Source organism: Anaerococcus prevotii DSM 20548 (genome assembly GCF_000024105.1).
In the GTDB taxonomy this organism is placed as follows: Bacteria; Bacillota; Clostridia; order Tissierellales; family Peptoniphilaceae; genus Anaerococcus; species Anaerococcus prevotii.
Genome location: NC_013171.1, coordinates 549,551 through 569,401 on the forward strand (window position 1 = coordinate 549,551; position 19,851 = coordinate 569,401).

Annotated in this window: 18 protein-coding genes, 1 tRNA gene and 1 other annotated feature; all 19 genes read left to right on the plus strand. The window is 36.8% G+C overall.

Annotation, left to right across the window (positions count from 1 at the left end):
• The first annotated feature begins 42 nt into the window (after window positions 1-42).
• The 19 genes from APRE_RS02535 to APRE_RS02625 all read left to right on the plus strand — a co-directional run bounded on the left by APRE_RS02535 (window position 43) and on the right by APRE_RS02625 (window position 19,846).
• Window positions 43-1,065, plus strand: a complete 1,023-nt coding sequence (locus APRE_RS02535) for a hypothetical protein (protein WP_015777437.1) — start codon at window positions 43-45, stop codon at window positions 1,063-1,065.
• 65 nt (window positions 1,066-1,130) lie between these two features.
• The gene (locus APRE_RS02540) at window positions 1,131-2,417 is read left to right on the plus strand and encodes a dicarboxylate/amino acid:cation symporter (RefSeq protein ID WP_015777438.1); all 1,287 of its coding nucleotides are present in this window, start codon (window positions 1,131-1,133) and stop codon (window positions 2,415-2,417) included.
• 144 nt (window positions 2,418-2,561) lie between these two features.
• On the plus strand, window positions 2,562-3,248 hold the full coding sequence (locus APRE_RS02545) for a hydrolase (RefSeq protein ID WP_015777439.1): 687 nt from the start codon (window positions 2,562-2,564) through the stop codon (window positions 3,246-3,248).
• Complete coding sequence (locus tag APRE_RS02550; RefSeq protein WP_041449738.1) at window positions 3,248-4,195, plus strand: P1 family peptidase; 948 nt, start codon at window positions 3,248-3,250, stop codon at window positions 4,193-4,195. Before APRE_RS02545 ends, APRE_RS02550 begins: the two co-directional genes overlap by 1 nt.
• A gap of 105 nt (window positions 4,196-4,300) precedes the next feature.
• Complete coding sequence (gene rpsF / locus APRE_RS02555; RefSeq protein WP_015777441.1) at window positions 4,301-4,585, plus strand: 30S ribosomal protein S6; 285 nt, start codon at window positions 4,301-4,303, stop codon at window positions 4,583-4,585.
• A 3-nt stretch (window positions 4,586-4,588) separates the two neighbouring features.
• Window positions 4,589-5,119 (plus strand): single-stranded DNA-binding protein, encoded by a 531-nt coding sequence (locus APRE_RS02560; RefSeq protein WP_015777442.1) that lies wholly within the window; start codon window positions 4,589-4,591, stop codon window positions 5,117-5,119.
• A gap of 18 nt (window positions 5,120-5,137) precedes the next feature.
• Window positions 5,138-5,365 (plus strand): 30S ribosomal protein S18, encoded by a 228-nt coding sequence (rpsR, locus tag APRE_RS02565; RefSeq protein WP_015777443.1) that lies wholly within the window; start codon window positions 5,138-5,140, stop codon window positions 5,363-5,365.
• A gap of 272 nt (window positions 5,366-5,637) precedes the next feature.
• Complete coding sequence (locus APRE_RS02570; RefSeq protein ID WP_015777444.1) at window positions 5,638-7,602, plus strand: sodium-translocating pyrophosphatase; 1,965 nt, start codon at window positions 5,638-5,640, stop codon at window positions 7,600-7,602.
• Window positions 7,603-7,664: 62 nt separating this feature from the next.
• Window positions 7,665-7,893, plus strand: a binding site (T-box leader).
• An 82-nt stretch (window positions 7,894-7,975) separates the two neighbouring features.
• A complete protein-coding gene (locus APRE_RS02575; protein WP_015777445.1) occupies window positions 7,976-9,208 on the plus strand; it encodes an argininosuccinate synthase in 1,233 nt (410 codons plus the stop codon).
• Between the two features lie 9 nt (window positions 9,209-9,217).
• Complete coding sequence (argH, locus tag APRE_RS02580; protein ID WP_015777446.1) at window positions 9,218-10,591, plus strand: argininosuccinate lyase; 1,374 nt, start codon at window positions 9,218-9,220, stop codon at window positions 10,589-10,591.
• Window positions 10,592-10,594: 3 nt separating this feature from the next.
• A complete protein-coding gene (locus tag APRE_RS02585) occupies window positions 10,595-12,067 on the plus strand; it encodes an ABC transporter substrate-binding protein/permease (protein ID WP_015777447.1) in 1,473 nt (490 codons plus the stop codon).
• A complete protein-coding gene (locus tag APRE_RS02590) occupies window positions 12,060-12,785 on the plus strand; it encodes an amino acid ABC transporter ATP-binding protein (protein WP_015777448.1) in 726 nt (241 codons plus the stop codon). Before APRE_RS02585 ends, APRE_RS02590 begins: the two co-directional genes overlap by 8 nt.
• Before the next feature lie 52 nt (window positions 12,786-12,837).
• Window positions 12,838-12,928 (plus strand) — tRNA-Leu (locus APRE_RS02595).
• Window positions 12,929-13,369: 441 nt separating this feature from the next.
• A complete protein-coding gene (gene ispE, locus APRE_RS02600; RefSeq protein ID WP_015777449.1) occupies window positions 13,370-14,206 on the plus strand; it encodes a 4-(cytidine 5'-diphospho)-2-C-methyl-D-erythritol kinase in 837 nt (278 codons plus the stop codon).
• On the plus strand, window positions 14,199-14,951 hold the full coding sequence (gene murI, locus APRE_RS02605) for a glutamate racemase (protein ID WP_015777450.1): 753 nt from the start codon (window positions 14,199-14,201) through the stop codon (window positions 14,949-14,951). Before ispE ends, murI begins: the two co-directional genes overlap by 8 nt.
• On the plus strand, window positions 14,948-15,853 hold the full coding sequence (locus APRE_RS02610) for a Ppx/GppA phosphatase family protein (protein ID WP_015777451.1): 906 nt from the start codon (window positions 14,948-14,950) through the stop codon (window positions 15,851-15,853). The genes murI and APRE_RS02610 overlap by 4 nt, the downstream gene beginning before the upstream one ends.
• Before the next feature lies 1 nt (window position 15,854).
• Window positions 15,855-18,041 (plus strand): RNA degradosome polyphosphate kinase, encoded by a 2,187-nt coding sequence (locus APRE_RS02615; RefSeq protein WP_015777452.1) that lies wholly within the window; start codon window positions 15,855-15,857, stop codon window positions 18,039-18,041.
• A 372-nt stretch (window positions 18,042-18,413) separates the two neighbouring features.
• A complete protein-coding gene (locus tag APRE_RS02620) occupies window positions 18,414-19,412 on the plus strand; it encodes a M15 family metallopeptidase (RefSeq protein ID WP_015777453.1) in 999 nt (332 codons plus the stop codon).
• A gap of 62 nt (window positions 19,413-19,474) precedes the next feature.
• Window positions 19,475-19,846 carry a RidA family protein gene (locus tag APRE_RS02625; RefSeq protein ID WP_015777454.1) on the plus strand — a complete coding sequence of 124 codons (372 nt, stop codon included), beginning with the start codon at window positions 19,475-19,477 and terminating at the stop codon, window positions 19,844-19,846.
• Window positions 19,847-19,851: the final 5 nt, after the last annotated feature.

Sequence of the window (19,851 nt, forward strand, 5' to 3'; positions counted from 1 at the left end):
GTAAAGGCTATCAAATTAATGTACATTAAGTATTAAGCGATTATGAGAGAGACTGATGAATTATTTATTTATAAAGAAAATTCAATAGAAAAAACAAAAGATAATCTTCCTACTTACAAGAAGCTGGGTGTTAATTTCATAGCTATTGATATGGGAGAATTTATAAATGATGATTATTTAAGGGAGATTTTCTCTTTAAATGAATTCTTGAAGAAACAAGGCTTTGGTCTTATGCTTAGGCTTGATTTATTGATCTTATCTAAAAATCTTCTCGATTCAAAATTAGGTGATTTGACCTGGGAAAATACCAAGGTCAAAAGAGCAGTGCTATCATTTTTAAACTTCCTTGTCAAAAGAGGAATAGCTGCTTTTGATTTTTTAAATTTATCAGAGATACTAGATGATAAAAATTTCTTAGAGGAGATTAGAGAAATTAATAAAAATGTTCGTCACCTAAATGAAGATGTGCTTACGACAAGCCTAATAGATAAGCCTCAGTTTATCAAGTACTTATCTTCTACTGGGAAGACTGACTTTTCTTTCATCCAAGCTATGATAGATCATCTTAAGATAGAAGATTTAAATTCTTTTTATGAAAGTGGCCCGATTTTTGCTAAGACTTGGGATGATTTCTCAAACAAATTCTCTAAAAATTTTGCTTATTTTAGCATAAGTCAGAAAATATCTAATATCCTAGCCCTCAAAGGACCCGTTTATTTAGAAAGCAGTGATATAGATTTCGAAATGGAGGGACCCTTTTATAAGCTTACTTCCTATATAGAAAATCTTTCTAGAGTAAGGAAAGAAAACAAGTCTTTGACAAGGGGAGATTTTCTTGAGATTTTCAAAAAGGATAAGGACGTCTTTGCCTATATCAGACGATATAAAAATGAGAAAGCTCTTGTAATCAACAATCTAAGCCAAAAGGAATTTCTCCTTCCTATTTCTATGTATCTGGCAGATTATTCCTCCTACAAACTCGCTTTGGGAAATTACGGTCAAAGAAAGATGGTTGATAATCTTCTCCTTAGGCCCTTCGAAACATCAATTTTTATAAAAAAATAAATTAGTCTTTAAATTTCCTAGTAAAACAATATGATATATGATAAACGAAAAATATAGGAGGTAACATGAAATTTATTTCATTAATAATAACGATAGGCCTATTTTTCCTCTTAGGGAAAATGAAAGAAAAAAATATTTCTTTTGCTAAGAGAGTAATTTTGGCGGCTATCTTGGGTCTAGGCTTGGGATATTTCTTTGCTGGATCAACTGAATATGTAGCAATTTTTGGGAAAGTTTTTATAAGATTGTTATCAGCAATGGTTATACCGCTCTTATTTGCTACCATTATAAGAACAACCCTAAATACTGGTTCTCTGGGCAAGCTTAGAAGCGTAGGGCTTAAGTCTGTGGGCATACTAAGTCTCCATAATATCTTAGGATCAACAATTGGTCTAATCCTTGCTGTTATCTTTTCTATAGGTAAGGGAGCGAGTATCCCTTTGCCAGAAGCAAGCGAAGTTAAGGAAGTGCCTACTGTAGCAGAGACTATTACAAACTTCTTTCCATCAAATATTATTTCAAACGCAGGAGATGGGATGGTAATTCCTGTAATAATTTTCTCTATCCTAGTTTCAATAGCAGCCCTTAAGCTAGTTGATAAGGGAGAAGGAGAGAAAGTTACGGCCTTTAAGGACTTTATCAATTCCTTTGCAGAGATAATCTATCAGCTTACAAGTATGATTACAAGTCTTACACCTTTTGCTGTCCTATCTTTAATGGCAGAAGCTGTATCAAAGATTGACTATGAAGCTGTTAAGCCACTTTTACTAATCTTAGTTTTAAACTATGTTGCAAGTGCTATCCATTCATTTATTACGACAGGAGCCCTTGTTTCTGTATTTGCTAAGGTAAATCCTGTAAAGTACTTCAAAAATGCATGGCCTGCTCAAGTAGTTGGTTTTACAACTCAATCATCAATGGGATCTCTTCCAGTAAATATGGAAAATCTAGAAAAGACTCAAGGAGTCTCAGAAGATATAGCCTCTTTCGTAGCTCCACTTGGGGCAACCATGGGCATGCCAGGTTGTGCAGGCTTTTGGCCAGTGATGAATGCTGTTCTTACAATAAATGTTATGGGACTTGATTTTGGAGGATTTGACTATGTTAAGCTAGTACTAATAGCCCTTCTAGTTTCTCTAGGAACTGTCGGTGTACCAGGAACGGCAACTATAGCAACTACTGCAGTTTTTGCTGCTATGGGACTTCCTCTAGAAATGGTAGTTCTCCTAGCACCAATTTCTTCTCTAGCAGATATGGGAAGGACATCTACAAATGTAGTCGCAGCCAACTCTTCTGCCCTAATAGTTGCAGCAAGTGAAGGAAAGCTAAATAGAGAAGTATTTAATAGCTAAAGCTGTTTTTCGTAAATATTTTAGAAAATAAGCTCATTTGTCTAAGGCCCGGCAGCTGCTGGGTCTTTTATTGTAAAAACTTTTAATGCTTGTAGAATATATTTTGAAAGATGAAAGCTTATAAAAATAGAAATAGAGGATAAAATGACAGACAAAAAGGAAAAATACATACCCCAAGTTCATTCAAAACTTAGGAAATCTTTTATCACAGTCCCAAAGGAGATCTACAGGGCTAGTGGTATCATGATTTTTGAAAAAAGAATCAAGTCACTCTTGTTTACCACAGACCTTGCCATAATAAGAAACTCAAATGCGGACTCTATCATGGCAGTCTATCCTTACACTCCACAAAACTCCATCTCCCAGGCAATCCTAGACGTATCAAACGTCCCTTGTTTTATAGGAGTGGGAGGTGGAACAACTCAAGGATTAAGGTCCAAATATATTGCCATTGAGGCAGAACTTGCTGGAGCTTACGGTGTTGTAGTAAACTCACCCATACCAAACGAAGATATCAAAGCCATATCTGATTTTGTAGATATACCTGTAATTGCCTCAGTTGTAAGCTTTGAAAATGACTATATGGGAAAAATTGCAGCAGGAGCGGAAATCCTAAATGTGTCAGGAGGCAAATACACAGCAGCCCTAGTTCGTGAGATTAGAAAAAATATTGGAGATAAATTTCCAATAATAGCCACAGGAGGAAAGAATGGCGAGCAAATCCTAGAAACTATAGAGGCAGGAGCCAATGCAATCTCCTACACTCCACCATCAAGTTCAGATGTCTTTGGTTCTATGATGGATGCTTATAGAAATGAGGAATTACATTGATTTATGAAGGATTTCTAACAGATGTTGGTGGAATTAAGCTAGGACACGCAAGTGATTTTAAGGGAGGGACAGGCCTTAGTGTGATAATCCCGGATTCAGGAAACACAGCAGCCGTAGAGGTTAGAGGATCTGCTCCAGGAACGAGAGAAACGGACCTACTTAGCCCAATCAATCAAGTAAGCGAAGTAAATGGCATAATTCTTTCTGGCGGCTCTGCCTACGGGCTCGATGCGGCAAGTGGACTAATGGAGGCTCTGGAAAAAGACGGAAGAGGCTTTGATGTAGGATGCGGCATTGTACCGATTGTAAGCCAGGCTGTCCTATTCGACATGGCCTACAAAGACCCCAAGGCAAGACCTGATGCTAAGATGGCAAAGCTTGCCTACGAAAACGCTAGCTACGATAACAAGGATCAAGGAATAATTGGGGCAGGAACTGGAGCTACTGTAGGAAAGGGTCTGGGTATGGATAAGGCCATGAAATCAGGACTCGGTCAAGCTTCTATGAAATTAGGAAAACTAGTTGTATCTGCTATGGTTTGTGTAAATGCCTTCGGAGATATCTTCGATTATGAAAAAGGAATCCAAATTGCAGGGCCAAAAGTAGATGGAAAGATTATAAACACTATGGAGAATATAGGAAAAATCGCCCAGAGCTTTTCAGAAGTTGAAGGAAAGAATACGACAATAGGCCTTGTTGCGACAAATGCGATCTTTGATAAGACAAAGCTTACTAAGATTTGCCAAATGAGCCACGATGCTTATGCTAGATCGATCAATCCAGTCCATACCATGTTTGATGGGGATACAATATTTGCCCTAGCTACTAACAAAATAGCAGCTGATGTAAATATAGTAGGAGCCCTTTCGGCTAAAGTTATGTCAAGGGCTATAGCTAATGCGATTTATAAAGTAAATGAGCAATCTTCTAATAGCTATAATTTATAAGAAAATTCTTGACAAAGAAGATTGCCTATAGTATTATACATAGGTAATAATTCTCTACTCCGTAAGTAATTAACGGGGTCAAGACCACAGGGAGGTGAAATATACATGAATAAATACGAAGCAGTGTTGATTTTCAAAGCTGACATGGCGGATAGTGAAAGAGAAAGCCTACTTGACAGATTTAAAGATATCATAGGTCAAGACGGTGAAGTAACTAACGTTGATGATTGGGGAAAAAGAAAACTAGCTTACGAAATTAATGACCTTAAAGAAGGTTATTACTACATCGTAGACTTCGATTCTAACCCAGACCATATCAAAGAATTTGAAAGAAGACTAAGACTTTCAGACTTTGTAATCAGATACATGGTTATCAGAAAAGAGGACTAATCAATGAATAAAGTTATCCTTATCGGAAGACTCGTAAGAGATCCTGAGTTGAGATATACTCAATCTCAAAGAGCCGTATGTACATTTACATTGGCAGTAGATAAGAGACTTAGCAGAGAGAGAAAGAACGAACTGGAAGCTCAAAATCGTCCGACAGCTGATTTTCTAAGAATTACCGTTTGGGGAGTTCAAGGAGAAAATGCCAGCAAATACCTCAGAAAAGGAAGTCAATGCGCAGTAGATGGTAGAATCGAAACAGGTTCCTACCAAGATAGAGAAACAGGTAAGACTGTCTATACAACTGATGTTGTAGCAGATAATGTTGAATTTATAGGATCGAGATCTGACAATCAATCTTCTGGATTTAACAACAACAGCTACGACAATCAAGATACCTACAGAAATGACTATTCACAAACAAACAACTACCAACAAAACAGGGGAAATAATAATAACCAAGCTTTTGAAGGTGGAGATGATTTCTTTGATGATGACTTTACTGAGATTGAGGATGATGGAAGGATTCCATTCTAATATAAGAAAGGATTTATGATGGCAGGAAGAAGATTCAGACCAAGAAAAAAGGTAGATCCATTTGTAAAAGATCCATCAAAAGTTATCGATTATAAAGATATTGAAACTTTAAAAAGATTCGTTACAGATAGAGGTAAGATTCTACCTAGAAGAGTAACAGGTCTTAATGCAAAACATCAAAGAGAAATAACACGTGCTATTAAAAGAGCTCGTCAAGTTGCATTATTACCATACGAAGAAAACTAAGTAAATAGATAATATATAGATAAATTTCAATAAGCAATATTAAGGGGACTGTTGCAGAGTGAATTTATAGTTTCACTGTTAGCCCATCCTATAAAAATCGCCCAAGCGGGGTAGTTAGCCCGAGTAGCTTAGACGAATTTTGTTAGGGTGGAGTTAGCGAAGGCTATATCTTCTTTCTTTGCACCGTCCTCTTTTTATTTGATTGGTATTTTTGTAATAATACTTGAAAATTTACCAATATATATTAAAATTATTATGAATAGGAGGAAATTATGTTCGTAGAAATTTTGGCCTTGATTGTGGCAATCCTAGCAGTATTATTTATGGGATTTACAATCAAATCAAAAATTATGCCTGTATCTGCAGGTAATAAGAGAATGACAGAAATTGCAGGACATATTAAAGACGGTGCTATGACTTTCATAAGCCGTGAATATAAGTACATTGCAATATTTGTCGTAGTTGTATCTATCCTAATAGCAATCTTCTTAAATGTTAAGATTATGCTTTGCTATATTTTAGGATCAGTATTTTCAATGCTAGCTGGCTACATCGGTATGAGGGTTTCAACAGAAGCTAATGCTAGATGTGCCAATATGGCACTTGAAGATGGAACAAATGGTGCTTTAAAGGTAGCATTTTCTGGTGGATCAGTAATGGGATTTGCCGTTACAGGTCTTGGATTTTTAGGTATTATGATAACTTACCTTGTGTATAGAGATCCAGCTATCCTAATGGGCTATTCCCTAGGTGCTTCATCTGTAGCTCTTTTTGCTAGAGTTGGTGGTGGTATCTATACAAAAGCAGCCGACCTTGGTGCTGACCTTGTTGGTAAGGTAGAAGCAGGTATTCCAGAAGATGACCCAAGAAACCCAGCGGTTATCGCTGATAACGTAGGAGATAACGTAGGAGACGTTGCAGGTATGGGTGCTGACCTTTTTGAGTCTTACTCAGGAGCAATCATCTCTGCAGTAACACTTGGTATTATCGCAAGTGGTGATGCTGGAATGAAGTTTACATTTTTCCTAGTTGCTATAGGAATTTTAGCTAGTATCTTCTCAAGTATTATGTTCTTGACTAAAAAGCACAATAACCCACAAAAATCACTAATGAATACAATCTATGTTTCAGGTGGAATTGTTCTTGTTGCAAGTTTGATTCTTTCATTTATGTATTTCCAAAGTCTAAATGCAGCTTTGGCGATTATTGTAGGTATCGTGGTAGGAATACTTATTGGACTTCTTACAGAATATTACACATCTGATAAGTATAAATATGTTAAAAACATCGCGGATGAATCTAAAACTGGTGTTGCTACAAACATCATCGCAGGACTTTCAACAGGTATGCTTTCAACAGTATTCCCAATTATCCTAATTGCTTTGGGAATTATGGTAGCTTACTGGGCTAACGGAGTATTTGGTATAGCACTTTCTGCTGTAGGTATGCTTTCAACAACAGCAACAACTGTAACAGTTGACGCTTATGGACCAATCACAGATAACGCTGGTGGAATCGCTGAGATGAGCTACCTTCCAGAAGGAGTTAGAGACATCACAGATGAGCTAGACTCAATTGGTAATACAACTGCCGCAATCGGTAAGGGATTTGCAATTGGATCTGCTGCCCTAACAGCACTTTCACTATTTGTAACTTATTCAGAAACCCTAAATCTTGGTGCAATCTCAATTCTTGATGCCAAGGTAGTTGCAGGAATGTTTATTGGTGCTATGCTTCCATTCTTATTTACAGCCCTTACAATGAACTCAGTTGGTAAGGCTGCTACAGAAATGATCGAAGAAGTTAGAAGCCAATTTAGATCAGATGATAGAATCCTAAAGGGTGAAGTAGAACCAAACTATGCAAGATGTATTGATATTTCAACTACAGCTTCTCTTAAGGAGATGATCCTTCCAGGAGTTCTTGCAATAATCGTTCCAATCTTTGTAGGAAAAGTATTAGGTCCATATGCCCTCGGAGGACTATTAGCAGGAGCCTTAGTTACAGGAGTACTAATGGCAATCTTTATGTCAAATTCAGGTGGAGCTTGGGATAATGCTAAAAAATACATCGAAACTCTTCCAGGAGAAGATGGTAAGGGATCAGATGCTCACAAGGCATCAGTTGTTGGAGATACTGTAGGTGATCCATTCAAGGATACATCAGGTCCATCTCTAAACATCCTTATCAAACTTATGACTGTAGTATCAGTTGTATGTGCAAACTTATTTATTTAAGAAAAATATTTGACAAAACATCCATGGCATTGTAAAATGTAATCAATCAATAGATTTAGTTAGGAAAAGTGTTGAAGAGAAGAGTAATTAATTTGAAGCTTCAAGCGAATCCCGGTTGGTGCGAGGGGATAAGCAGACGGTTAATGAAAAGAACCTCAGAGCATATAGGTCGATACAAGGAGACCTATACGGGAACTCCCGTTACAGAGTTAGAGTATGTTAGTACTTGATGAGGTCTATCCTGTGAAGGATAGATAAATATGGGTGGTATCACGAGCTTTCGTCCCTTTTGGGATGAAGGCTCTTTTTTATTACCAGAAGAGTCTTAGGCACGTATAGCTAATATTGATTAATAAAAATTAAGGAGATAAAAATGAAACAAAATGAATATCAAATCTTAAAAGAAGCGAAAAAAGTTATACTTGCCTACTCAGGTGGGCTAGATACATCAGTCCTTACGACTTGGTTACTGGAAAAGGGAGTAGGAGAAGTGGTTTGTGTATCAGTCGACTTAGGTCAGGTCAAAGATCCAGATAAGCTAAAAGAAAAGGCCCTAGACCAAGGAGCTAGCAAGTTTTACAATGTCAATGTAGAAGATGAATTTATAGAAAAATACGCCTACAAGTCACTCCTTGCAGGAGCCAAATACGAAAACTTGTACCTACTAGGAACTGCCATAGCTAGGCCTTTAATAGCCAAGGTCTTGGTAGATATCTATGAGAAAGAAGGGGCAGATCTTATAGTACATGGTTGTACAGGAAAGGGAAATGACCAAATAAGGTTTGAACTTTCTATAGCAGCCCTAGATCCTAAGATTAAGGTCCTTGCTCCTTGGAGGTTCTGGGATATCAAGGGCCGTAGCGAAGAAGAAGCCTACGCAGCAAGCCACGGCATCAAGCTAGACTTCACTAAGGAAGAAGACTACTCCATGGATGAGAATATCTGGCACTTATCCCACGAAGGACTTGACCTAGAAAATCCAGAAAATGAAGCAGATCTTGACAAAATCCTCCACTGGATCACTCCTCCAGAAAAGGCCCCTGACGAAGCTCAAATAGTAGAAATAGGCTTTGAAAAAGGAAAACCAATCTCGCTAAATGGCAAGAAACTTAAGGGAAGCGATATGGTCAAAGCCTTAAATAAAATTGCAGGAAGTCATGGAATAGGAATTGATGACATGGTAGAAAGCAGGGTAGTTGGTATGAAAAGCAGGGGAGTATATGAAAACCCAGCAGCAAGTCTTCTATACTTTGCTCTAGAGAAACTCCAATCAGTAACAATACATCCAGAAGCCCTAGCCTACAAGCAAAAGATGAGCCTTGATTATGCAAATCTTGTCTATGAAGGAAAATGGATGACCCCACTTAAGGAAGCCATGGACATATTTATGGAAAAGGTAAATGAAAATACAAGCGGAAGTGTTAAGGTGAAACTATACAAGGGAAATATGTATCCTGCGGGAATTTTTGCTGACAAGGCCTTGTTTGATGAAGAACTTGCGACCTTCGAGGAAGATGATGTATATAGCCAAGAAGATGCAACAGGCTTTATCAACCTTTTTGGACTATCCACAAAGACTTATGCAGCAGTAATGAAAGAAGATTAGGAGAAATAAATGAAGTTATGGAGCGGAATGCTTTCAGGTGAGTTGGATAAGCTAGCAGAAGAATTTAACGATTCAATCAAAATCGATAAAAGACTAGTATATTGTGATATAGAAGGATCTATTGCCCATGTAGAAATGCTCGGCAAAAACAATATAATCTCTGATGAAGAAAAAGAAAAAATCATCACAGGTCTTTCTTTAATATATAAGAAGCTTAAAGAAGGTAAGGAAGAAGTAGACGAATCCTACGAAGATATCCATACATTTGTCGAAGCAAGACTTATCGAAGAGATCGGTCCTGTCGGTAAGAAAATGCACACAGCAAGGTCAAGAAACGACCAGGTTACAACAGATTTTAAGCTTTATCTAAGAAATGAATGTGAAAATATCATAGAAGATACGAAAGCTTATGTAGAAGCTCTTATAAAACTTGCTGAGAAAAACACCAAGACCATAATGCCAGGCTACACCCACCTTCAAGCAGCCCAAGCCGTAACTTTTGCCCACCATCTCTGTGCCTATGCTATGATGGGATTAAGAGATATAGAAAGAATAAAGTCCTTTAGGCAAAGGATGAACGAGCTTCCACTGGGAGCTTGTGCCCTAGCGGGTACGACCTATGATATAGGTAGGGACTTTGTCAAAGAAAAGCTTGGCTTTACATCTCTTATGCAAAACTCCATGGATGCAGTAAGTGATAGGGACTATGTAATTGAATTATCTTCGATTATATCCCTTATCTCCATCCACCTATCTAGACTTTCAGAAGAACTTATAATATTTTCTTCCCAACCTTACTCATTTGTAAGAATTGACGATAAATATTCTACAGGCTCTTCAATTATGCCCCAGAAGAAAAATCCTGACATGGCTGAGCTGATAAGGGCAAAAGCAGCAAGACTTATTGCAAACACAAATCAGTCAATGATTATGATGAAGGGACTTCCTCTTGCTTATTCTAAGGATATGCAGGAAGATAAGGAAGGAATATTTGAAAGTATAGATACCATAAGGGCTATGCTTAAAATAATGGCAGGACAGATAGAAAGCCTTAAGGTCAATAAGGAGAAAATGCTAGCTGCCTCTAAGGAGGGCTATCTTAATGCAACTGACGTGGCGGATTATCTCGTTGGGAAAAATCTTCCCTTTAGGGATGCCCACCATATATCAGCAAGGCTTGTAAAATACGCCATGGAGAAAAATCTGTGCTTGGAGGATCTCCCTCTAGAAATTTATAAAAATGAATCGGACTTATTTGAAGAAGATATCTACCAGGCCATAGATTTATACACATCGGTAAACAAGAGAGATTCCCTAGGCGGACCTAGTGAGAAAGAAGTTCTAAGGCAGATCGCCTATGTAAAGGAAAAATTAGAAAGGTAAGTTATGAAAAACAAAAAATATGGACTATTAGCTATGCTTTTGGCTCTACTTGTACTTATACCAACAAAAGCATTTGCAGAAGAAAAAATCGTAGATGACGGAGTGATAGACTTAGGTACAAGTGCGGACTTTCCTCCTTATGAATACTATGAAGGAGACGAAATTGTAGGGATCGATCCTGATATAGTTAAGGCAATAGCTGAAGAGTTAGGACTTGAGGTCAAACTTCACGATATGGACTTTAATAATATCATAGCAAGTATCCAATCAGGGAAAGTCGATGGAGGGGCAGCAGGTTTTACAGTAACTGAAGAAAGAAAAAAATCTGTAAACTTTACCGAACCCTTTGCCAAGACTAGCCAAATTATAGTAAAGAGAAAAGACTCTGATATAGAAGAAATCGAAGATTTAGAAGGGAAAAAGCTAGGAACCCAATTGGGATCTATCGGGGACACCATAGCGAAAGATGACTTCGGAGAAGAAAATGTATCTTCCTTTAATAAGGTCCCAGATGCTATCCTCTCCCTCCAAAGTAAGAAAATAGACGCTGTAATCTTAGATAAGCAAAGTGCTGAAAACTTCGTAAATGCTAACAAGGACCTAGAAATAGTAGATACACCATATCTTGAAGAAGAATACGCCATAGCAGTTAATAAGGACAACCCTGTCCTTCTAGAAAAAATGAACGAAGCAATCACAAAACTCAAGGAAGAGGGAGAAATTGACAAAATAATGGCCAAATACCAAGGCCCTTCTGAAGTTAAAGAAAGTAAGGGGCTTATTGGAAGATTCAAATCTACAATTATCGACAATGGATCTTATAAATATCTATTAGACGGACTAAAAATAACAGCGAAAGTAACGGTATGCGCCCTAATCCTTTCCTTTATCCTAGGGCTTATTATAGCCCTCGTTAGATCTGCAAAGATAGATATTGGAGATGAACTGTCAGGATTTCCAAAATTCCTACTTACAATAATTGACAAAATATTTGCCTTATTTGTATCTATAATCCGTGGAACACCTTCAACAATCCAACTTTTGATAATGTTTAATGTAATTTTAGTAAACCTAGATAACCTAGTTCTAGTAGCTATAATTTCCTTTGCCTTAAACTCTTCAGCCTACATGGCGGAGCTATTTAGGGGCGGAATCAACTCAGTTAGTAAGGGAGAAAAGGAAGCAGCAAGAAGTCTAGGCCTATCCAACCTACAAATGATGAAAAAGGTAGTAATGCCACAAGCTGTCAAAAACTCATTGCCAGCCTTAGGTAACGAAGTTATAACCCTCTTTAAAGAAACATCAATAGCAGGCTTTATAGGGCTTGCAGACTTAACTAGGGGAGCATCAATCGTAATAAGTCAAACCTTCGATGCAGCAACAGCCTACTTCTCTGCAGCTATAATCTATCTTGTCATAGTCCTAGTTATGGAGAAAATATTCAAAGAACTAGAGAAAGGATTCCTATATGCTTAAAGTAAAAAATGTAGAAAAATCATTCGATGACTTGAAAGTCCTAAACGGAATTGACCTAGATGTCAAGAAAAAGGATGTAATATCAATAATAGGCCCATCTGGTTCTGGAAAATCGACCTTCCTTCGTTGCCTCAACCTTCTAGAAAAACCAGATTCGGGAGATATTTACTTCGAAGAGAAAAAAATCAACGATAATAATGTAGACATAAATAAACTTAGGGAAGAGATAGGAATGGTATTTCAAAACTTCAACCTCTTTTCCAATATGTCTATCATAGATAACCTAACCCTCGCTCCAGTAATGAGGGGGAAAATGAACAAGAAAGAAGCAGAAGATGAGTCCATGAAGCTTTTAGAAAGAATAGGCCTTGCTAGCAAAAAAGACGTTTATCCAGTAAGCCTATCTGGTGGACAAAAGCAAAGAGTGGCTATAGCAAGAGCCCTTATGATGAAGCCAAAGCTCATGCTCTTTGACGAACCAACAAGTGCTCTCGATCCAGAAATGGTAGGAGAGGTCCTAGAACTTATGAAAGAGCTTGCTCACGACGGAATGACCATGGTTGTTGTAACTCACGAGATGGGCTTTGCAAGAGAAGTATCAAACAAAGTAATCTTTATGGATAAGGGAGAGGTCGTAGAGACTTCAGAAAATCCAGAAGACTTCTTCCAAAATCCAAAAGAAGAACGTAGCAAACAATTTTTGTCCATGATTTTATAAAAAAACTTGACAAAAGAAAAAAATAAGTGTATTATATAAAAGTAATACACGAGCGGGATTGGCGGAATTGGCAGACGCGCAAGACTAAGGATCTTGTGACCGGTTTTAAGGTCGTGGAAGTTCAAGTCTTCTATCCCGCACCAAATTAGCACCTTATAAGTTAGGTGCTTTTTGTTTACCCTTTAATCCTTGATTTTAATGATTATTAAAATATAATAATCTTAAGAGAAGCGACCTCTTAATAAAGCCACAAAGCTCTCAAACTTTGTGATATTAGTGAATATCAATAGTTCCCAAATGGGCATACAAAAAGCAGGAGGTCAGTCCTGCTTTTTGTTTTTATCTTTGTTGCGTTTGTCTTTCCAAATTTCTATAAGGAAATCCTTCAACAAAGGCAATATTAGTGATGATATAAATATCAACAATATTTCCCTCATGGGCATCACCCCCTTTCATTGAGGGTTGTTTTTATTATAACATATATTTTATTACGAAAATCAATTTTAATATATCTTATTATACAATCTTTACAATTTCCCAATACGAAAGCACCCTACTTGTGATATAATAAATTAGAGGTAATTATGGAAAGAAAATGTTATGCTAAGGTTAATCTTACCCTCGATAGCCTATCGAAAAGAGATGATGGTTATCACGAAATCGATAGTATTATGGTTAGGATTAATCTGTTTGATAAATTGATTATAAAGAAAAATAAAGAAAATAAATTTAATTACGAAACTAATACCCCTAATATCTGTGCCCTTGAGGATAATCTTATCTATAAGGCTTGGTGTTTACTTAAAGATAGGGTGGACGAAAATGGAGTCGATGTGACTTTGATCAAAAATATTCCCCTAGCGGCAGGTCTTGCGGGAGGCTCTACTGATGCAGCAGAGATGATCAAGGGACTTGATAAGCTTTGGGATTTGGGTCTAACTATTGATGAGAGGATGTGTCTTGGCAAAAAGCTAGGAGCAGATATTCCTTTCTTCTTCCTAGAATCAAATGCCAGAGCCCAAGGGATCGGAGAGATACTCACACCTTTTACCAACAAGCTTAAGATGAAGCTTCTTCTCATAAATGACGGAACAGAGATTTCTTCCGCCTTTATCTACAAGAGACTTGCTGATTATGGAGTCATAGATACTAGTGAAATTATTGATAAGCTTCGCAAGGGAGAAAAATCTGCAATCTCTGGCTTTAGAAATGTGATGGAAGATGTAATTTTTGAAAATTTCCCTCATATTAGAGAAATTTGCTCAAGGCTTGAAGATATAGGCGCGGAAAAGGCCCTCGTAAGTGGATCTGGGGCTAGTGTCTTTGGAGTTTTCACTGATGATTATAGTCTCAATCTTGCCTATGAGAAGCTTTCTGATAAGTATAAGTTCGTAGAGAAAGTGGAGTTAGTAGATGACTAGGATTGGAGTTTTTGATTCAGGTCTCGGAGGTCTTACTGTCCTTAGGGAGCTTGCCAAAACGAACAAGAGTCAGTATTTTTATTTCGGAGATAGCTTGAGAGTTCCCTACGGGGGAAGGAGTGAAGAAGAGCTTAGGAGATTTTCTGCTGATATTGTAGATTTTCTAGAGAAATTCGATATAGACTATTATGTCATAGCTTGCAACACTCTTTCTGTTACTGTAACTGACTTTCTTAGAGAAAAATACGACAAGAAATTTATTCCCATAACAGAACTTGCCCTTAAGGCTAGTGAAAAATACCAAGGTAAATTCCTGGTTCTAGGAACCAAGACTACAATAAACAGCCATTTTTACAAGAATAATCTAGAAAAAAATCCCCGAAATACAGTCTATGAGGTTGCTGCAAGTAAACTCGTCGATTTGATAGAGGCTGATAAGAAAGATGATAAGAAGTTAAACGAATACATAGATTCCTATATAAAGATTGCCAATGATAAGAAAATCGAAAATATCCTCCTAGCCTGCACCCATTATCCTATAATAAGGGAGAACATCGAGAGAAGGCTAGATTATAAGGCTAATATTATTGATCCTGCAATCTTTTTAAGCCAGAGTCTAGAAAGTGCGAGCGATGATTTGGATATTAATATATTTATGTCCAAGAAGACTCCCGCCACAGAGAATTTGATACCAAAACTTATGGATTTTCCCTATAAGCTAAATTATTTGAAGGAGGGCTTATGATTTATGCAATAATGGATATTGGAAGTAACACAGTTAGGTTGTCAGTTTATAAGCAGAATGAGGATAAGGCTATTCATCTTTTTAGCGAGAAAGAGCAAGCCTCTCTTAGAAATTATGTCAAGAAGGGAAATCTTACAGACAAGGGAATCGATAGGCTGATTGCGACTTTGAGGAGATTTAATTCTATCATTTCAAACTTTGATGATATCGACAGTGTCCATCCTTTCGCAACAGCGACCATTAGAGATGTAGCCAACAGGTCCGAGATCCTTAAGAGGGTTAAGGATGAGCTGGGACTTGATATAGAGATTCTTTCGGGAGAAGATGAGGCGAGGCTTTCCTTTATAGGAGCTAGCAAGTCGGTAGATGTCAGTGAGGGTGTTTTGACAGATATCGGCGGAGGTTCATCTGAGGTTGTAATAATAGATCAAGGAAAGGTAATTAAATCGACATCCCTATCTATAGGATCCCTATCAGCCTTTAACGATTATGTTACAGGTTTATTTACTAACAAGAAAGAGAAGAAGGCAATAGATAATGCTGTAAAGCTTCTCCTAGCAGAAAATAAGATGTATAGGGAAAAGCAAAATAATCTCGCTGCTGTAGGTGGGTCTGCTAGGGCATCACTTAAGTTTTATAATGAGTATTACAATCTTTCAAATTATAATTCTACTATGGATGCCAAGAAGTTTAACAAAATGGTCAAAGAGATTTTGGAAATGGATGATAGAGATATCCTTGATAGGATTCTTGAGATAAAACCAGATAGGGTTCATACTTTGATTCCAGGTATGGTTATTTTAAATAGATTAGCAAAATATTTTTATGTAAATGAAATAAATATCAGCCAAACAGGCGTTAGGGAAGGGTACGTATATAGCAAGTTATTAGAAAGGAAATAATATGAAAGACGTATCTTTTACACAAAACAGGGAGCTATCATGGCTTAAATTTAACGACAGGGTCTTGGAGGAGGCAGCAGATAAGTCTGTTCCCCTGCTTGAAAGACTTAAGTTTTTATCTATCTTTGATACCAATCTAGAAGAGTTTTTTATGGTAAGGATTGGATCTCTTACCGACCTATCGGGTCTCTCAAAACAAGCTATAGACTCCAAATCAGGTCTAAGTCCTAAGGAGCAAATCGATAAAGTCCTAGAGATTTTACCCAAATCCTATGCCAAGAAAGACGAGGTATATTTCGATATCCTTGAAGATCTTAAAAGAGAGGGAGTAAGGATATCTAAGATATCTGAACTAAATGAGAAGGACCTTATATCTTGTAAGAATTATTTCGATAGCAAGATTGAGCCTATATTAAATTTTCAATTGATAGATAGGACCCACCCTTTTCCTAGACTTGCCAATTTATCTATTGTTATAATCTTTGATTTAATTGCTTCTGATAAGAAAAGAAAGGATAAGATAGGGATTATCTATCTTCCCGATAGACTTCCCAGATATTTAAAATTATCTGACAATCACTTTGTCCTACTTGAAGATATTATAGAAAATTTTGCTGGAGAGCTTTTCTATAAGTATAAAATCGAAAAATCCTACGCTCTTTCCTTAACTAGGAATGCAGATATCAATTTCAATGATGATGACTACGAGGTCGAACAAGACTTTAGGGACTATATGATGGGTAAGCTTAGGAAAAGAAAGAGACTTCAGCCTGTAAGGGTAGAAGTTGACAGAGACTTAGATGATGATTCTATCAAGTTTTTAACTAAACAATTTAAACTGGGCAAAGAATCAATCTTTGTGACGAAATCTCTTATCCAGTCGGATTTTATCTTCGACCTAATAAGTGACTTACCAGAAGACTTTAGGAAAAATCATAGCTATAAAGAATTTAGCCCACAAAGCTCGTACTTAATAGATGATAATAAATCTGTCATAAGTCAAATAGAAGAGAGTGATAAGCTCCTTTCCTATCCATACGAGTCAATGGATCCTGTAATTAAGCTCCTCGACGAAGCGAGCACAGATCCATATGTAATATCTATTAAGATTACCTTGTACAGAATAGCCAAGGAAAGTGAGATTGCCAAAGCCTTGATTAGGGCAAGTGAAAATGGGAAAGATGTCATAGTCTTGATGGAACTTAGGGCAAGATTTGATGAAGATAACAATATCCTTTGGTCATCAAGACTTGAGAAGGCAGGATGTAATGTAGTCTATGGTTTCGAAAACTACAAGACTCACTCCAAGGTCTGTCTTATCACAAAGGTCGATGCGAATGACAAGATTAGCTATATTACCCAAGTAGCAACAGGTAACTATAACGAAAAGACTGCCAAGCTCTACACTGATTTCTCCTTTATGACAGCGAATGCCGACATAGGAAAAGACGCCAAGGAGATCTTTGACAATATCCTTATAGGAAATCTCGAAGGAGATTATAAGCATCTGATGGTAAGCCCTAAGTCTATGCAAGAAGGCTTGGATATGCTAATAGATGAAGAAATTAGAGTCCAAGAAGAAACAGGAGAAGGCTACATCAGGCTAAAGATGAATTCAATCTCTGATAGAAAACTTATAGATAAGTTATCTGAAGCGAGCAACAAGGGTGTCAAAATTGATATGATGGTCAGGGGAATTACCTGCATCCTTCCAGGAATCAAAGGAAAGACCGAAAATATCAGAATCTATCAAGTTGTGGGAAGATTCTTAGAACATCACAGGATCTATCAATTTGGTAAGGGAAGAAGGATAAAACTATACATTTCGTCAGCGGATTTTATGACTAGAAATATCAGAAACAGGATGGAGGTAGCAGTTCCTATAAATGATTCTACAATCAAAGAAAGAATCCTAAATTTCCTTGATATAATGTTTGCTGATGATGTAAAAATTAGACAATTAGGGCCTGACGGGAATTACTACAAGCTAGAAAATAAAAAAAATCTCATAGCCCAAGATAAGTTAATAGAAATTGCAATAAAAAGAAGCGAAGAGAAGAATAAAGAAAACAAAAGTTCGGCTAGGATAAATACACTAGGACAAAAGAAATTGGATAAGGCTACAAAAAAAGATAAGAAGACCTTTGGACAAAAGCTAGCTGACCTCTTTGCTAGAATCTTTTCATAAATAAGACTGCTAAAAAATGAGTCTGGTTATAGAAAATCACTTGAATTTAATTTCGATCCTTTTCTAAAACCCTGATTTCTTTTTCTAGCAGTTTTTAATTTCCAATTGTAAGGAAAGATTTAAAATAAAAATTTAAAAATTTAGAAGAAAATTATATTTAATTCAATAAATATATCAAAAATCCCTCCGAAAGCCTAAAAATACTTAAAATAGGACTGTTTTTTTTTCCCTTTACATGTTATAATAAATATAAGAATTTAGCAATCTAAAGTAAGATTTGTAAATTGAAATATATTTATAAGTCTGGGTAAATGATTGCTTATCCCTTAGACTTTACAGAAGACAAAATATTGAAATAAATAGAGGAAGGTTATGTCTAACAGAGGTATCAGAGAATTAAAGAGAAAAAAGAGAAGACAAGCGAGAAAAAGAAGAAAAAAGTTCCTACTCACAAGCCTTGCGGCCCTAGCCCTAGTTTTGGGAACAAAGTTTCTTAAAAACACTGAAGAAGAATTTATAATCCAAAGGCCGGCTGAGTATAGGCAAGCCCAGGCAGCTGATGATGGAGAAGAAGACAAAGAAAAAAAGATAAATGGAGATAAAATCCACATAGCTACCCAAGCTGGATTTAAGGATATAGCAATAGATGAAGATAAGAAAATTGCTGATGATAAGTATGAGGATAATCTAGTAGAATACGTAAGATGTGTCAAGACCCAGTACGCCTACCAATATCCAAATGATTATTCCAAGACAGAAAAGTTCATAAAAGAAGGAGATTATGTCGCCTATTATGGTACTGAAAATGGTTTTTCAAAAATCAAAATGGACGACAGCTTTTACTATGTCAATAAGTTTGGCCTAGAAAAGTTAGACCCTGAAGCAAATATCAAAGTTGTAAATGGAATTAGTTATGTAAGCGAGGCCTATCCTTTGCCAAGTGATTTTAATCCTGGCCTAGATAAGACCGCCATGCGTGCCTTCGAGACCATGCGCCAAGATATGGAAAGAGAAGGCCTTAGTATCAAGATTGCCTCTGACTATAGGGATTATGATCTTGAAAGAAAGATGAAAGATGCAGGAGAAGTAGATAGCGAAAATCCAGGCACGAGCGAGCATCAATTAGGCCAAGCCTTTGACTTTTTTACAGAAGGAAGCAAATACAGCGATAAGTTCGCTACTACAAAAGAGTACAAGTGGCTTTGTGAAAATGCTTACAAATATGGTTTCATAGAAAGATACCCTGAAGACAAAGAGGATAGCACAAACCACAGACCTATGCCATGGCACTTCAGATTCCTTGGAGTAGAAAACGCCAAAGAAATCTATGAAAATGATTTAAGCCTTGAAGAGTATTTGAAGATTAATTGATTGTAATTTCTTAGAATTTCGATATAGTATAAGTGTAAATATAATTAAATTAAGGAGTTTTTATGAAAGCAATTAACACAAATGATGCTCCAAAAGCAGTAGGAGCTTACGTACAAGGTATAGCTACAGATAGTTTAGTATTTACTTCAGGACAACTTCCACTTGATCCAAAAACAGGAGAGCTAGTTACAGAAATTAAAGCTGCAACCAAACAAGCTCTAGAAAATGTAGAAAACATCTTAAAAGAAGCAGGATCAAGCAGGGATAAGGTTATTAAATGTGTTGTTTACTTAAACGATATCAATAACTTCAAGGCATTTGATGAAGTATATGCAGAGTTTTTCAAAGATCACAAACCAGCTAGATCAGCTTTCGAAGTAGCAAATCTTCCAAAAGACGGCCTACTAGAAATCGAAGCTATCGCAAGCTTATAAAACAT

What these genes read in the sequence shown, in the direction of transcription:
- APRE_RS02625 (WP_015777454.1), top strand. Translation starts at nt 19,475, where the DNA reads ATGAAAGCAATTAACACAAATGATGCTCCAAAAGCAGTAGGAGCTTAC.
- APRE_RS02615 (WP_015777452.1), top strand. Translation starts at nt 15,855, where the DNA reads ATGAAAGACGTATCTTTTACACAAAACAGGGAGCTATCATGGCTTAAA.
- APRE_RS02590 (WP_015777448.1), top strand. Translation starts at nt 12,060, where the DNA reads ATGCTTAAAGTAAAAAATGTAGAAAAATCATTCGATGACTTGAAAGTC.
- APRE_RS02560 (WP_015777442.1), top strand. Translation starts at nt 4,589, where the DNA reads ATGAATAAAGTTATCCTTATCGGAAGACTCGTAAGAGATCCTGAGTTG.
- APRE_RS02620 (WP_015777453.1), top strand. Translation starts at nt 18,414, where the DNA reads ATGTCTAACAGAGGTATCAGAGAATTAAAGAGAAAAAAGAGAAGACAA.
- APRE_RS02575 (WP_015777445.1), top strand. Translation starts at nt 7,976, where the DNA reads ATGAAACAAAATGAATATCAAATCTTAAAAGAAGCGAAAAAAGTTATA.
- rpsF (WP_015777441.1), top strand. Translation starts at nt 4,301, where the DNA reads ATGAATAAATACGAAGCAGTGTTGATTTTCAAAGCTGACATGGCGGAT.
- APRE_RS02585 (WP_015777447.1), top strand. Translation starts at nt 10,595, where the DNA reads ATGAAAAACAAAAAATATGGACTATTAGCTATGCTTTTGGCTCTACTT.
- rpsR (WP_015777443.1), top strand. Translation starts at nt 5,138, where the DNA reads ATGGCAGGAAGAAGATTCAGACCAAGAAAAAAGGTAGATCCATTTGTA.
- argH (WP_015777446.1), top strand. Translation starts at nt 9,218, where the DNA reads ATGAAGTTATGGAGCGGAATGCTTTCAGGTGAGTTGGATAAGCTAGCA.
- APRE_RS02570 (WP_015777444.1), top strand. Translation starts at nt 5,638, where the DNA reads ATGTTCGTAGAAATTTTGGCCTTGATTGTGGCAATCCTAGCAGTATTA.
- APRE_RS02535 (WP_015777437.1), top strand. Translation starts at nt 43, where the DNA reads ATGAGAGAGACTGATGAATTATTTATTTATAAAGAAAATTCAATAGAA.
- ispE (WP_015777449.1), top strand. Translation starts at nt 13,370, where the DNA reads ATGGAAAGAAAATGTTATGCTAAGGTTAATCTTACCCTCGATAGCCTA.
- murI (WP_015777450.1), top strand. Translation starts at nt 14,199, where the DNA reads ATGACTAGGATTGGAGTTTTTGATTCAGGTCTCGGAGGTCTTACTGTC.
- APRE_RS02610 (WP_015777451.1), top strand. Translation starts at nt 14,948, where the DNA reads ATGATTTATGCAATAATGGATATTGGAAGTAACACAGTTAGGTTGTCA.
- APRE_RS02545 (WP_015777439.1), top strand. Translation starts at nt 2,562, where the DNA reads ATGACAGACAAAAAGGAAAAATACATACCCCAAGTTCATTCAAAACTT.
- APRE_RS02540 (WP_015777438.1), top strand. Translation starts at nt 1,131, where the DNA reads ATGAAATTTATTTCATTAATAATAACGATAGGCCTATTTTTCCTCTTA.